Source organism: Fusibacter sp. 3D3 (assembly GCF_001748365.1).
Lineage (GTDB): Bacteria > Bacillota > Clostridia > Peptostreptococcales > Acidaminobacteraceae > Fusibacter_A.
Window position 1 is genome coordinate 234369 of record NZ_BDHH01000001.1, and the last position, 15125, is coordinate 249493.

General features: G+C 36.6%; 11 protein-coding genes. 3 read left to right on the top strand and 8 right to left on the bottom strand.

The window, feature by feature from the left end; all coding sequences use genetic code 11:
- Nucleotides 1–117: 117 nt before the first annotated feature.
- The gene (locus F3D3_RS00990) at nt 118–1323 is read right to left on the bottom strand and encodes an IS4 family transposase (RefSeq protein WP_069870336.1); all 1206 of its coding nucleotides are present in this window, start codon (nt 1321–1323) and stop codon (nt 118–120) included.
- Between the two features lie 157 nt (nt 1324–1480).
- Nucleotides 1481–4468 carry a cytochrome D1 domain-containing protein gene (locus F3D3_RS00995; RefSeq protein ID WP_069870337.1) on the bottom strand — a complete coding sequence of 996 codons (2988 nt, stop codon included), beginning with the start codon at nt 4466–4468 and terminating at the stop codon, nt 1481–1483.
- Nucleotides 4469–4716: 248 nt separating this feature from the next.
- Here F3D3_RS00995 and F3D3_RS01000 point away from each other — a divergent pair, with 248 nt between their 5' ends.
- Nucleotides 4717–6450: a sigma-54-dependent Fis family transcriptional regulator gene (locus F3D3_RS01000; RefSeq protein WP_069870339.1), complete on the top strand. Its 1734-nt coding sequence runs from the start codon at nt 4717–4719 to the stop codon at nt 6448–6450.
- Between the two features lie 92 nt (nt 6451–6542).
- Here F3D3_RS01000 and F3D3_RS01005 read toward each other — a convergent pair whose 3' ends face one another.
- From F3D3_RS01005 to gdhA, 3 genes are read right to left on the bottom strand one after another with little or no spacing between them, the layout of a single operon-like run.
- The gene (locus tag F3D3_RS01005; protein WP_069870341.1) at nt 6543–7172 is read right to left on the bottom strand and encodes an enoyl-CoA hydratase-related protein; all 630 of its coding nucleotides are present in this window, start codon (nt 7170–7172) and stop codon (nt 6543–6545) included.
- 36 nt (nt 7173–7208) lie between these two features.
- The gene (locus F3D3_RS01010) at nt 7209–8324 is read right to left on the bottom strand and encodes a 4-hydroxybutyrate dehydrogenase (RefSeq protein WP_069870343.1); all 1116 of its coding nucleotides are present in this window, start codon (nt 8322–8324) and stop codon (nt 7209–7211) included.
- A gap of 60 nt (nt 8325–8384) precedes the next feature.
- Nucleotides 8385–9728, bottom strand: coding sequence for an NADP-specific glutamate dehydrogenase (gdhA, locus tag F3D3_RS01015; protein ID WP_139131980.1), 1344 nt, complete (start codon nt 9726–9728; stop codon nt 8385–8387).
- A 451-nt stretch (nt 9729–10179) separates the two neighbouring features.
- Between gdhA and F3D3_RS01020 the strand changes: the two genes are divergently transcribed.
- Nucleotides 10180–10344, top strand: a complete 165-nt coding sequence (locus tag F3D3_RS01020) for a DUF362 domain-containing protein (protein WP_069870347.1) — start codon at nt 10180–10182, stop codon at nt 10342–10344.
- A 109-nt stretch (nt 10345–10453) separates the two neighbouring features.
- On the opposite strand, the gene F3D3_RS01025 is transcribed toward F3D3_RS01020, so the two are convergent.
- The 3 genes from F3D3_RS01025 to F3D3_RS01035 form a co-directional block, all read right to left on the bottom strand.
- Nucleotides 10454–10912: a MarR family winged helix-turn-helix transcriptional regulator gene (locus F3D3_RS01025; RefSeq protein ID WP_069870349.1), complete on the bottom strand. Its 459-nt coding sequence runs from the start codon at nt 10910–10912 to the stop codon at nt 10454–10456.
- Nucleotides 10913–10967: 55 nt separating this feature from the next.
- Nucleotides 10968–12146, bottom strand: a complete 1179-nt coding sequence (locus F3D3_RS01030; RefSeq protein ID WP_069870351.1) for an acetyl-CoA C-acetyltransferase — start codon at nt 12144–12146, stop codon at nt 10968–10970.
- A 136-nt stretch (nt 12147–12282) separates the two neighbouring features.
- Nucleotides 12283–12906, bottom strand: a complete 624-nt coding sequence (locus tag F3D3_RS01035) for a redox-sensing transcriptional repressor Rex (RefSeq protein ID WP_069870353.1) — start codon at nt 12904–12906, stop codon at nt 12283–12285.
- 199 nt (nt 12907–13105) lie between these two features.
- Here F3D3_RS01035 and F3D3_RS01040 point away from each other — a divergent pair, with 199 nt between their 5' ends.
- Nucleotides 13106–15019, top strand: coding sequence for an ABC-F family ATP-binding cassette domain-containing protein (locus F3D3_RS01040; protein ID WP_069870354.1), 1914 nt, complete (start codon nt 13106–13108; stop codon nt 15017–15019).
- Nucleotides 15020–15125 lie beyond the last annotated feature (106 nt).

The following is a 15125-nucleotide window of genomic DNA, read 5'->3' on the forward strand; positions in this document are numbered from 1 at the left end:
TTTTATGGTTAACAATCACATTTAATGTCGTTCTGCAAATGAAAAAAAATAGCAGCTAAGCTAAAATAGTTCTTGCTCAAATTTTTTCATAAAGTGACATTTTACTATTGGATTAAATTAGTGTATATCGTTTTCCAGTTCAATTTTTTCGAAATATTCGCAGATTCTATCAAATTCTTGTATATAGTTATTTTTTCGCCTGCCCTTTGAAGTCTTTGATGGCCGTTTTCTTAATTCAGCTAAGAAGTCTCCAAACGGATTGAAAATACAGGCTTTCAGTATTCTTACAAACGTCAGTAATGAGCCATTATAGTCTTCTTTAAGTTTCGCCAGAATCAAAAGACAGTAGGTAATAAGTGCAATAAATATTTGGTTTTCCACAGCGTTGGCACTTTTCCCATAGAACACTTTTATTCGACAATGCTGTTTTATCCATTTGAAAAACAATTCGATTTTCCAGCGCAACCTATAAATATCAGCTATTTCTTCTGCTTTCTTATCAAAATTATTGGTGAGGATCACAAGAAGATTTCCCTTTAAGTCCAATGTTTTTATAAGTCTCACATGATTTTTCATTTTGGTTGTTAGATTACCCAAAAGCACTTTTTCATCACTGATAACGACACTATTTTCCTCTGTTTTAAATGTTTGTACTTTTTCAATGATTGAATTTGATTTTAACCGTGTTACAAAGTAAATCTTTTGTTCACAGTAAATATCAAATTTCTTATAATCCACATAAGCGCGGTCCATTACATTGATAGCACCTTCTTCGGATATCACCAAATTGTCCATTTGCTTTTTATCTGCTGGACGTGCATTCGTTATGATCGCTTTATCTGGCAAACTAATATCATCGCAAAATTTCAATCGCAAATGGAGCTTGATCCCACTTTTTGTTTTTCGAAAATCKGCCCATGGATACTGAGTTATACACATACTTATCGTTGATGAATCAATCATATACAAATTACCTAWAGAGGATTTAACTGCATTTGGCTTCAAATAGATATGTGCATCTTTGACGACTTGATTAAACATCTGCTTCATATGATTTGGATTGAGACTGTTCAATTTTCTAGAAATTTGTGAATGACTTGCGGACTCAAGACCTATGGCATTTTGTAAGGCAACTGAACTATTCAAGTGTTTTGATAGTGCTCTGACTGATTCAAATTCCATAATTTGAGCAAATATCATAAGCGAAATAAATCGTGAACTGGTCAATTTCTTGATATACTTATCAATTMCAAAAGATTTTAAAATTGTTAGTGACTCTTGTAATGAATTTATGATARAATTAATWGYGGTGTTCTTGTTCATATTTTTTTATCCTTTCTTTATTCAAGATAGTTTAGAAAAATTTTGAGCAAGAACTATTTTTATACTCATTCCTAGTTTACCATATTATTTAATTCAAAAAAATACTTGACTTTCTGTTAATTTTTTTTATGCAACACTAGTGATATTATATAGTAATTTAAAAATCATCTGAAGTAAGTGTACGTCCATTTAGTTGACTATTAGCAGTTGATATGAGTTCATTCAGTGTCAGGCAGGGCCAGATTATTGTTCCCCCATCTGCATAGCCAGCAACAATTTCAGTTCCATCATCGCTGATTGCAGTTAGTGCATTACTTGATGTACTTTTTAACACCATCAGTTTTTCATAGTTATCAGAATCCATACCAATTATATTTCCATTTCTATATGCTACAATTATTTTGCGACCATCATGACTGTATACGACATTATTTACGGCATCACCATCAATAGGATCTCTTATTTCTTTTAAAATTTTATAACTTGGCACCTCCCATATTATGACTTGTTCGTCGTAAGATCCCGTAATAAGCCTTTTTTCATCGGGGCTGAATTCAATGGCACTTACAGCGGAAAAATGTCCACTCAGCTTTATTTTATCTCCGTTAACCGTGTTCCATATTATTATATTTCCATCTGATAATCCCATCCCAATAAATTTGGTGTCCTGAGTTATGGCCACGCTTTTCACTTGTCCACCTAAATAGTCCAATCTACCCATAATGACACCCGTTTCTATATTGTGTAATATGATTGAACCCTTGCCGCCAGAAACAATCATTTTGGCATCTGAACTAATTGTAGTACAGTACACTTCACCTTTATGTCCCTCTAGGCGTTTCAATAATGTTAGCGTTTTCGAATCATAAATACCTACAGAACCATCTGATTGACCTGTTACAAAATAATCTCCATTTTGACTGACAGATATTGAATAAATAATACTCCCTATATCGTCAATGCTTCTTAATAACATGCCATCACTCAAATTGCATATTCTCAATTTTTTATCTCTTAACCCAACATAATATTCATTTCTATTGGCATTAATCGCTAAACTTGACGTTCCATAATACAAATTTTGTTCAGTATACTTCTCTATTGAACCAACTACATCAAAAACATATGCCTTACTACTATCTTCTGCCCAGGCAACGATATACTGCCCCTCACTACTTGAGGTTATTCTAATTTTGCTACCCAGATCGATATCCTTTTTTACTATCAATCGCTCACTTGCCATATCAAATATACTAACAGAACCCTCATAAGAACCTAATATCAAGTATTTATTATTATTTGAGATAATAGCGCAATTCACAGAATAAACATCTTCTATTGTTTTTAACAATTCTCCACTTTCTACATCCCAAACTTTTGCAGTTTTATCCTTTGAACCCGTTATAATATATTTTCCATCAGAACTAAAACAAACACTATTAACAGCTGATGTATGACTTTTCAAAACCTTAACGATATTTCGGCTCTCTATATCCCATACTTCTACAGCTCCATCCTCAAAAGAAATTACCATTTTTTTGCTATTTGGACTAATATTTAAGTCCAATATGTTCCTTGATCTTTTCTGTAACTGCTCTAATAAAGCCCCTGAGCTCATATCCCATATTATTACAGAATCGTCATAGGAACTGGTTGCAATGTACTTTTTATTTGGACTAATCACAATTCTATTTACATATGCAGTATGTCCAATAAGCTCATGTTTAATTTCATCATTTACATTATCAACAACAACAAGATCTCCCACGTCAGTCCTTAAAACAGAAATTTTGCCATCAGATGCCATCGCACCATTGGATGGACTTTTCCTAGAGCCAATATGGTTTTGCCTACCTGTTTCATTAATTTTTTTACCACTTTGAACATCCCAATCAATTACGTTACCATCTACAGATAGGGTTGAAATAATATTATTTTTCTTAACGACAATATTTTCAATATCAGATGTACTATTTAAAGTAGTGACCATATCTCCAATATTTCTAACAAATGCTGCGTTCAATATTGCTTCAGCTTTAGTTGCAAGCAAGTTATATTCAAACATCGTCTTGTCTAGATTTTTTAATGCTTCTAAAGTTAGCAAGGACGCCTTTATTCGATCCCCATTTTTAATCTCTAGTTTTGCAAGCCCGAGTGTTGAAAAAGCTAATTGTTGCTTCGCTTTTAAAGCATTTGTATTTGCAACTTCTTTTTGCATCTCCGCCTCAACTGCATTTGCATTTGCAATATTTTTTTGATTTATTGCATCTTCTGCATTAATATTTGCACGCTCTCTCTCGTCCTCAGTATCTTTTTTTTGAATTTCAAGTGCTTTATATGCATTACTGAGTTCTAAAATTGTATTACTGAGTTCCATATTCGCATTATTAAGTTCCATGTTCGTTTTATTAAGTTTCAAATTTTTCTTATAAGCATACCCACCAAAAGATACACCCAAAACAGTCACTCCCAGCATCGCCATTACTATTAACTTAATAAGCTTCTCTCGTTGTCTTTGACGCAAGTCATTGCGATTGCATCCCAAAATTGAAGCAAATATTTTATATTTTTCCTCTTTAAGTTTTATAATCGTTTCTTTTTTAAGTTGCTTAAGCACATCATTTTTTGCTTTCTCAATAACCTCATAGCCTTTAAAATCACTACTTTTTACACTCGCAGGTCGAATATCTGCTGCTAAGTATTCATTTGTAAAAAACTTCTGCATTTCACTACTGACATTTATATTATTCGCACCCATATGCGGTTTAAGAAAAGATTCAGAAGGCTCTCCCTCAACTTGTAATGGAATGATTTTTTCAGGTCCATGAAAACGGATAAATGCCTCAATTTCATCAATTACATAATCTGACAAAGGTGTTCTTTTAGAACAAATGACAATAAGATATCTTGATTTTCTAATGTTTTCACGTATTGCCTCCGTCAATACTGGAGCACAAGCTAAGACCTCTTGATCTAAAAACACATTCAGCTTTTGAGCACCATCTGCATTTCTATATTCTTTTGGTACTTTAAAAGCCTCAAACATCAAATATAAGGCGGATGCAACACTGACATCAGGTTCAATATGCCTATAACTGATAAACGCATCATACATAATATTTCTTTCTGAGTTTTCTGTTTTCATTGACAATACTCCTACTTTTACTCATTGCGTATATGTAATTACTTACAATAAATTCTCTTTTAAATAGAAAATTGAGATCTATCATTATACTTTTACATTTGATTATATCTTGAACTAGAAAAAAACTCAAGCTCCTTTGCGGGTATCACAGGGTTACTATTTTTATATAAAATTAGAATTATGACGTCATGCGAACTCCTTGAATTTATGGTATAATTTTATTAGTAACCACTGAGGAGGATATTGGATTGAAAATCAAAGAATTACTCACTGAAGCACCTATTACTTTAGGACCACAAAACACTTTATTGGAAGCGATTCATGTTTTTGAGGCCTCTGATGCCATACTTGGCATTCCTGTTGTCGATGACCACGGACATTTGATTAACCTTGTTATAGAACAAAGTCTATTAGTTGCACTTTCAAGGGGTGCTTTATTATCTGACACGCTCGCAACTCTACCCTCAAGAAACCTCACGCCGATCAACCAGAATATGCTCATTGAAGACCTTCAGAACTTTATAATGGATTTATATGTTTTTGTCAATGACGAAGGTCAAGTTAAAGGTGTTCTTAATACAGATACACTTAACATTGCGCTCATCAAAAACAAAATGCATGAGCTCAGTGTTTTAGATGCTTTTTTTGAATGCTCCTACGATGGTATTTATATCACCGATGGCAAGGGAAACACCCTTAGAATCAATAAATCCTATGAGCGCATTACAGGGTTAAAGCGTGAAAATTTGCTTGGAAGAAACATGAAGGTTTTGGTAAATGAAGGCTACATCTCTGAATCGGGTTCACTCTCCGCGTTGACTTCAGGCAAAACCGTCACCCTATCACAAACTTTCAAAAGTGGCCGAAAAGGCCTTATTACAAGCACGCCTGTTAAAAATGACCAAGGCGATATCACCATGGTTGTCACCAATGTACGTGACATCACGGAATTGTCTGACCTCAAAAACAAACTCGAAGAAAATATAACTTTGACTGAAAAATACCATTCTGAAATCGAAGTGCTCAAAGCACAGTTTCTACAAACGCCGGGCTTAAAAGCGGAAGATCCCAAAATGCTCGAAATACTAAATCTTGCAATGAAAGTTGCTAAACTGGATTCGACGATCTTAATTTTAGGAGAAAGTGGGGTTGGTAAAGAAGAAATCGCCAAGTTCATACATAAGAATAGTCCTCGACATGACCGTTCGTTCATTAAAATCAATTGCGGTGCCATCCCGCCTAATTTGATTGAATCGGAACTTTTTGGTTATGAGAAAGGCGCTTTTACAGGTGCAAGCGCAAACGGTAAAAAAGGGTTGTTTGAAGTGGCTGATGGCGGCACCTTTTTCTTAGATGAAGTTGGTGAACTCTCTCTTGATCTTCAAGTCAAACTGCTTCGTGTCCTTCAAGAACAAGAAATTACAAAGGTAGGCGGCGCTCACCCCATTTCCATTGATATCCGTATTATTTCTGCAACAAACCAAAATTTAACCGAAATGGTGAAAACTAAGCGCTTTCGCGAAGATTTATTCTACCGTTTGAACGTCATCCCAATTGCCATTCCACCTTTGAGGGAACGAAAATTGGATATTTTTCCACTCGCTAACCATTTTCTGAAAAATATCAACAAAAAATACAACTGGGATAAAACATTTACCCGCGACACCTTGGACGTCCTTTATGCTTATGATTGGCCTGGTAATGTGCGTGAACTGGGGAACATTGTTGAACGCGCTGCAGTCATGGCGAACAGCAATCAAATTAAGACCGATGATTTATCAAGTACCATCACAGCCATGGGCGCTTCTGCCACATTGTTTATGGATGCCGATATTATGCCTCTAGATAAGGCAATCCGCATTGTGGAAGAAAAGCTTTTAACGCAAGCCTATACTCAATATGGCAATGTTAGAGCTGCTGCAAAAGCACTGGGAATTTCACCCGCCACCTTTGTGCGTAAGCGCCAAAGTATAAAGGATTAATTACTTTATATCCTATGAACATCAAAAAGGTGGTGAGTCATGTATTTTCACAACTTACCACCCTTTTTTATGGGTATTTCATTTTTTTGCTTTTAATATTTCATAACGTCAACATGGCCATATGTCTGCATGTTTTTAGCAGCGTGGACTGCCTTGTTCATAAGTTCATCACACCCCACAACGCAGTTGACGAGCCCTAACTTTAGGGCTTCTTTGGCATCTAAGAGTCCCCCCGTGTACACCAATTCTTCTACTCTATTTGTACTGATAAACTTTAAAAACCGTTGTTTTCCTTTAAACCCCGATATAATATTGAACCACAATTCTGGTCTGCCAAACTGAGCTTTTTCATTGGCAATACGCATATCGCAACACAGTGCAAGTTCACAACCACTCCCTAAGGTGAGCCCGTTAATCGCTGCAATCGTCGGTTTACGCATCTTTTCGATTGATCTAAAGGCTGCTGTTCTTACATCTCCAAAAATAAGCGAACGCCTAGAATGCATCTCAATCATCTCAGAGAGCTCAACCCCATCTGCAAAAATATCACCTTCACCCGTTATGATGAGGACGTCGACTTCAGCATCCAGTTCAACCCATTCCACCAATTTCATCAGTTCTTTAAACAACAAGCTGTGGAATATCTTGCATTCATCCTCGCGTGTAATCTTAGCAACCGCGATTCCAGCTTCTTTGAACAGTGATATCGTTTTGAAATCCAAAATGGCCTCCTTTTGATCATCAATACATGCTTCGTTTTAGAATAAGCGCTTGTAGATATTCAAAATTTCATCTTCAGATAATGGCACATAGTTGTTTGCAAGAAGTCTTTGTTGCTTTTCAATGACACTGGTTGTAAAACCTTGAATTTCTGCCTCTTTCATACCATATTCTTTAAGTGGCTTTTTACTCAAAAGATTATCAAGCACCTTTTCGATCGCATTGTAAACCTCTTCTTTTGCCACACCTAATATAGAGGCTAATGCAGCATTTAAGGGGTCAATCTTGCCATTTGGATTCTTTTTATTATAAACTTTAAAAACTTCTGTGAAAAACTGATAATTTGCTTCACCATGTGGTACATGAAAAGCCGCACCAAGTGGATAAGATAACGCATGAACAGCACCTACGCCCGCATTTCCAAAGGCAATCCCAGCAAAATTACTTGCCAAAATAAAATCTTCTAAAAGTTCTTGACGATGATCAGGGCCGTTCTCAACAATTGCCATAAAACCTTTCATCAGCGTGTCTATTGCTCTCATACTGATCATTTGTGTAAATTCATTAGCCTTAGGGGATACATAAGATTCAATCGCATGGATCAAAGCATCAATCGCACTAAATATAAAGAAGTTATACGGTAACCCTTTGAGCAATTCAGGGATCAATACGGCGTGGTTTGCATAGAGTTCATCCATGGCTAAACCCATTTTAGTATGTTTTGACTTCACTTCAACAATGGATAAATTCGTCACCTCGCTACCTGTCCCGCATGTGGTTGGCACGATGATGAGTTCTTTATCTTTAATAAGCTTGATGTTGCCTTCAAACATGTCCAAAGTATTGGTCACATCTTTAAAAATCAACAGTTTAGCGATGTCAATTACCGTTCCACCGCCCACCGCGATGACACGGTCATATGGTTTCGCCTTTACGGTTTCATGAATTTTGTCGACCATTTCATCAGACGGTTCACCAGCACCGAACTGCTCTTGCATAACAAAGTCTGATTTTAAATTTAAGGCCTTCATATAGGGGTCATATAAAAATTGATGGGTCAAAACCAAGTCTTTTTCACCTATTGAAAATGCTTCGGCGAAACTTTTGAAGTCATCAAATTTGTTAATCTGTGTTGGCAAATTAAAATATTTCATGAGAAACTCCTCTCTTAAATAATGCTATTCTAAATAATGCTATTGTTTCAGAGCAATGGATTAATAGTTGCCTTGAGCCATCATAGCTTCAGCCACTTTAACAAAACCAGCAATGTTTGCACCCGCAACTAAGTTATAACCAAAGCCATATTTAGCAGCAGCTTCTGCAGCATTTTTGTGGATGTTTGTCATGATTTGATCTAATTTAGCATCAACTTCTGCTTCTGTCCATGATAATCTCATTGAGTTTTGGCTCATTTCAAGCGCTGATGTCGCAACACCACCTGCATTAGCAGCTTTTGCTGGTCCTACAGTAACGCCTTTTTCTAACAAGTAATCAACCGCTTCGTTTGTACATGGCATATTAGAGGCTTCACAAAGGAATTTTACGCCGTTTGCTACGATTTGCTGAGCGTGCTCAAGTCTGATTTCGTTTTGAGTTGCACATGGGATGACGATATCTGCCTTAACGCCCCATGGTCTTTCGCCTGCGAAGAATTTAGAACCTGCAAATTTCTCTGCATAAGGTGCTACGATGTCTTTGCCGCTTGCTCTTAACTCTAATAAGAAATCAATTTTCTCACCAGCAATACCCGCTTCGTCTAARATGTATCCGTCTGGACCTGAAATCGTGATGACTTTTCCGCCAAGTTCWGTTACTTTGATMGCYGTACCCCAAGTRACGTTACCAAATCCTGATAATGCAACTGTTTTGCCTTCGAAAGTTTCGCCTTTAGCTTTTAACATTTCTCTTGTGAAGTATGTGACACCAAAKCCTGTTGCTTCTGGTCTGATTAATGAACCCCCATAAGATAAACCTTTTCCTGTTAAAACGCCATTTTCGAAAACGCCTTTAATTCTTCTGTATTGACCATATAAGAATCCGATTTCTCTTCCGCCTACACCGATGTCCCCTGCTGGAACGTCAACGTCTGGTCCAATATGTCTATATAATTCAGTCATGAAGCTTTGGCAAAAYCTCATAACTTCTGCATTAGATTTACCATTTGGATCGAAGTCTGAACCCCCTTTACCGCCACCGATAGGCAAGCCAGTTAATGAGTTTTTCAARATTTGCTCGAACCCTAAGAACTTAACGATGCCGATGTATACCGATTTGTGGAATCTTAAACCACCTTTGTAAGGTCCRATAGCGCCATTGAATTGAACTCTAAAGCCTCTATTGACTTGAAGTTTACCAGCATCATCCACCCAAGGTACTCTAAAAGTGATTTGTCTTTCTGGTTCTGCAAATCTTGCTAATAAGTTGGCTTCAATGTACTCTGGATGTTTTGCTAATACAGGTTCTAAAGATTTGAAAACTTCTTCCACTGCTTGTAAAAATTCTGGTTCGTTAGCATTTCTCATTTTAACTTGTTCAAATACCTCTTCAATATACTTCATTTCAAACATCTCCTTTAAAATGATTTTGAGGGGGTTCCCTCGCGGTTGTCAGCAACCAAATTTTTTCTTACCCTTAAAGTTTGTTAAAATTTTGTTAATCGTCCTAACGAGTAAATTTTAACATATCCCTTTAATAGTGTAAACTAAAAAAAGGCATAAAACTATAAATTTTTTGCAACAGTTGTGAATTTTTCTGTATACTTTCGGGACTCCAAATATCCCCCTGCGGGACCAAATTCCGCAGGGGGCGTACACCTCAATTTTAGATAAGAAAAGCCTTCTTTTTTACAAATCTAATTTTATGCCCTTTGTTAATTGATAATGATTTTCAATATACTTAACGGTATTTTATTACTTTTTCTTTTTTTTTTGTTGTTCAAGCGTTTTTTTGAGTATTATAATGATAGCATGACTTGAAATTAAAGTTAAATATAATGAGGAGGTACTTCCCATGTACGTAATTAATGATTCTTGTATTTCATGTGGCGCTTGCGAGCCAGAATGTCCAGTTAACGCAATTTCTGCTGGTGATAGCATTTATGTTATCAGCTCAGAATGTATAGATTGTGGTGCTTGTGCAAATGTTTGTCCAGTTGATGCACCTCAACCTGAGTAATTTAAGCTGAAATCACAAAGAAAGAGCCTAAAAGTCACCCTGTGACCTTTAGGCTTTTTTAGTTTTGATTATGCGTTAGCGTATCAAAATCCAGTTTCGAACGAACCCTCTAACCCTTATTGAGATCGTATTTTTCTGTATGGTACTGGACTATTTTACTTAAAAATTTCAATATGGTCTTTTCTTCATTTATGGTGATATCATTTAAGATAAATTCCATCTCAGAAAGCTGTGCATCGAGAAGTGTCCTAAAAAGATTTTCACCCGATTCTGTAAGTTCTATCCATTTTTCTCTTTGATCAACTTCACCTTTTTTCTTTTTAACGAGCTTCATACGGATCAGATTTTTTACAGAAACGTCGATTAAGTTGCGATCCAGTTCCAATGTTTTAATCATCACACTCAACTGAATCTGGGAAACTTCTCCCACGGTTTTAATCAGCAGTATATCCAATAAGCTCATTTGATGAATCAATTCTGATGGATAAAATCCATTTTTATCTTGTGACATAATCTTGATCAGCATTCGATCCATCATATGCGAAATTTCTCTTGTATAATTTGCCATATGCCATCCTCTAGAGTGCTCGTGTCGTCCAGATTTCTTAAGGCTTTACAGCTTATTATCTCTTGACGATAACCGCTTCGCCCATACCGCCGCCGATACAAAGTGTCGCTAAACCGTATTTAGCATCTTGTTTCATCATCTCGTGAATGAGCGTCACAAAAATTCTATTACCAGATGCACCAATCGGATGACCGATTGCGATTGCACCCCCATTGACATTCACTTTGCTTTTATCTAAACCAAGCTCTTTAACCACCGCTAATGCTTGTGCAGCAAAGGCTTCATTCGCTTCAATGACATCTAAATCGGCCACAGTCAAATGCGCTTTTTTAAGTGCTTTTTGCGTTGCTGGAATCGGGCCAACGCCCATGATAGAAGGATCTACGCCAGCGGACGCATGAGAAACAATTGTACAAAGCGGTTTAAGGCCGAGTTCATCTGCTTTTTCTTTACTCATGACGATTACGCACGACGCCCCATCATTGATACCAGATGCATTTCCTGCAGTCACTGTACCGCCCTCTTTTTTGAAAGCAGGTTTAAGTTTTGCGAGCTGCTCTGGTGAAGTTTCCTTGATGTACTCATCTTGATCAAAGCAAATTGGATCCCCTTTTCTCTGAGGAATCATTACAGGAATAATCTCATCTTTGAACTTTCCACTTGCTCTTGCTTCAGCTGCTCTCTTTTGAGAAATGTAAGCAAACTCATCTTGCGCTTCTCTAGTAATGCCCCATTTTTCAGCAACATTTTCTGCAGTAACACCCATGTGGTAGTTGTTAAACGCATCCCATAGGCCATCGTTCACCATAACATCACAAATTTCGCCATTGCCCATACGTTGTCCCCAACGCGTACTCTTAAGCGCATAAGGTGCCATGCTCATGTTTTCAGTACCACCGGCGATGACAACATCATTGTCGCCTGCAATAATGGATTGAACTGCTAAAGAAACTGTTTTAAGACCAGATCCACAAATCATGTTCACAGTGGTACAGGGTACTTCTACGGGGTAACCATTTTTAATCCATGCTTGTCTTGCAATCCCTTGTCCATGACTTGCTTGTAATACCGATCCAAGGAGTACTTCGTCTACTTTTTCTGGCTCAAGTCCAATTCTCTCTAGAGCACCCTTGATCACTATTGCGCCTAAATCTGCTGGATGAATCTCTTTAAGGGCTCCTCCAAAGGAACCTACCGCCGTTCTAACGGCACTAACAATTACAACTTCTTTCATGTTTTTAAACCTCCCTATTTTTTTGTGTGACAATCCCTAGTGTTATTTTACCAAAAAAAAGAGACAAGGTCATCCTTGTCCCATTACTTTTTCAGTTTTTTAACAATTTATTTTCACAACACAGTCCTTTTTCAGATTATGCCTTTAAAAAATAAGAAAGTGTGAGTAAATTGTCAATTAAATGTACATTTTCAACAATTATATCCTCTTTGACTTTTAAATCGATTGGAGCAAAGTTCCAAATCGCCTTAATGTTGGTTTTCTGAATTCGATCTGCAACGTCTTGCGCACCATCTCGGTTGGTACAAATATAGACAATCTCAACATTGTTCTCATTGACAAAAGTTTCAAAGGCGTCCATATCGATTACTTTAACATCATTGATGGTAAGACCAATGATTTTAGGATTGATATCAAATAAACCTTTTAACTTAAAGCCTAAACGATCAAAACTTGTATAATTAGCGAGTGCCTGTCCTAAGTTCCCTGCACCCACGATTACGGTATTATAGTTTCTGGTAAGCCCCAGAATTTTACCGATTTCATTGTAGAGATCTTCAACATTGTAGCCATAGCCCTGTTGTCCAAATCCCCCAAAATTGTTTAAATCCTGCCTGATTTGAGAAGCAGTGAAGCCTATAATTTTACTCAGCTCCTTGGAGGAAATTCTCTTGATGTCATTGTCCAATAATTCTTTTAAATAGCGATGATATTTGGGCAAACGCCTGATAACCGCTAAGGAAATATTTCTGTCTTTCATTGCTTACGCTCCTTAAACTGAGTTTTTTATTTTCTTAACTTGCAATTATTAGATAATACGTCCCACTAAAAAATCTTTTTCTCTGTTATGGAAATTATACCACCTCAAGAAAAACAATGTCAAATAAATAACAAGGAATTTATATCTTTCTTTAAATAAGGTATAATACATATGTCACTAAATTAGGAAAGGAAAAAACATGATCGCATTATCGTGCACGAACATTACAAAATTTTATGGTATCGACTGCATTCTAGATGAAATTTCTTTCACTGTCAATACCGGGGACAAAATTGGCTTGATTGGCATCAACGGTGCTGGCAAAACCACCCTGATGAAAATCCTCATGGGTATAGAGTCAAAAGACGGTGGCGAAATCTTTATTGCTAAAGATACAAGTGTCGGTTACCTTGAACAAAATACAGCTATCGATTTAGACATCTCTGCATTTGATTACTGTGAAGCCGTTTTTAGTGATCTCTTTGAGATGGAACACAAGATGAGATCATTAGAGCATCTCTTAGCCGAATCTGACGCCTCTTCATATGAACTCTATTTAGATGAATACTCAAAACTTCAAGAAGCATTTGATCTCGCCAACGGTTACGCTATTTCAAGTAAAATACGAGGCATCCTCAACGGCCTAGGCTTCGAGGAAAGTGATCATAAAAAATCCATTAACCAATTAAGCGGTGGTCAAAAGTCAAGAGTAGGCGTCGCAAGACTTCTTCTGAAACAACCCGATATCCTACTCCTTGACGAACCTACCAATCACCTTGATATAGATGCGATCAAATGGCTCGAAGGCTATCTTAGAGAATATACAGGAACCATTATGCTCATATCGCATGATCGTTATTTTTTAGATCAAGTGACCACTAAAATATACGAAATTGAAGCACAAGAACTGGTAGAATACAACGGGAACTATTCGCAGTTTATTAAACAGAAAAATGCAATTTACGAGGCCTCACTACATCATTTTGAGCAACAACAAAAGGAAGTTAAAAAGCAAGAAGAATTAATCCGAAAGTTCAAAGATAGAGGCACTGAAAAACTCGCAAAGCGTGCAAAATCAAGAGAAAAGAGACTTGATCACGTTGAACTTGTCAATAAGCCTAAACTTTTTAAAGCACATTTCAAAATAGATCTCAAAGCTGGTATTACAAGTGGTAAAGATGTTTTGAGAGTAGAAAATCTTTGCAAGTCTTATGACTCTAAAAAGGTCTTAAATGATATTTCCTTTGAAATCTATCGAGGTGAAAAAATCGGACTCATCGGTCCAAATGGCGTCGGCAAAACAACGTTGTTTAAAGTGCTTCTAGAAGAAACGTTAAAAGATCAAGGCAATATCCTATATGGGCACCACATAGAGCCTGGTTATTACGATCAAGAACTTAAAAATTTAACACTCGAACATACGATTCTAGAAGAAATTCATGATGAAAACCCTCAGCTCTCGTTAACAGAAGTTAGAAATCTTTTAGGTGCCTTTCTTTTTAAAGGGGATGATTATGAGAAAAAAATCGATCAACTGAGCGGCGGCGAAAGAAGTCGTGTTTCTCTTTTAAAGCTCATGCTTTCCACTTCAAATTTTCTCTATCTAGATGAACCCACCAACCATCTGGACATCCTCGCAAAAGAAACTTTAGAAGATGCACTTTTGAATTATGACGGTACCCTTTTAACGATTTCCCATGACCGTTATTTTCTGAATAAAATATGCACCAAAATATTTGAATTAACAGCTTCTGGCATTCAGGTCTTCTGGGGCAACTATGACTACTACGTTGAAAAGCTTGCTGAATCTGAAAGTTTAAGCACTGCCGCTCCAGTTGAACCCGAACTGACTAAAACCAAACAAAAAGAATTGCAAAAGAAAGAAAAAGAAAAACGCCAACAGATCAAAGCTCATAAAGCAACACTTCAAAATACCGAAGATCTGATTCATAAACTCGAAGAGCAATTGCACAATCTCCAATTGAAACTTTGTGAAGAGTCCATTTTTTCAGTTCCAGAAAAAGCGATGTGGGTTCAAAAAGAAATCAGTCAAATTGAACTTGAAATTGAGCAAAACTATCTAAAACTTGAAGCATTATTAGAAAAATTATAATTTGTTCAAATTTACTAGGTAAATATAACTGAATTTCATATGGACAAATAGGAATTTTTCTTTATAATAAAAAATAAGTGCACACCGCATTCATGTATAATACGCA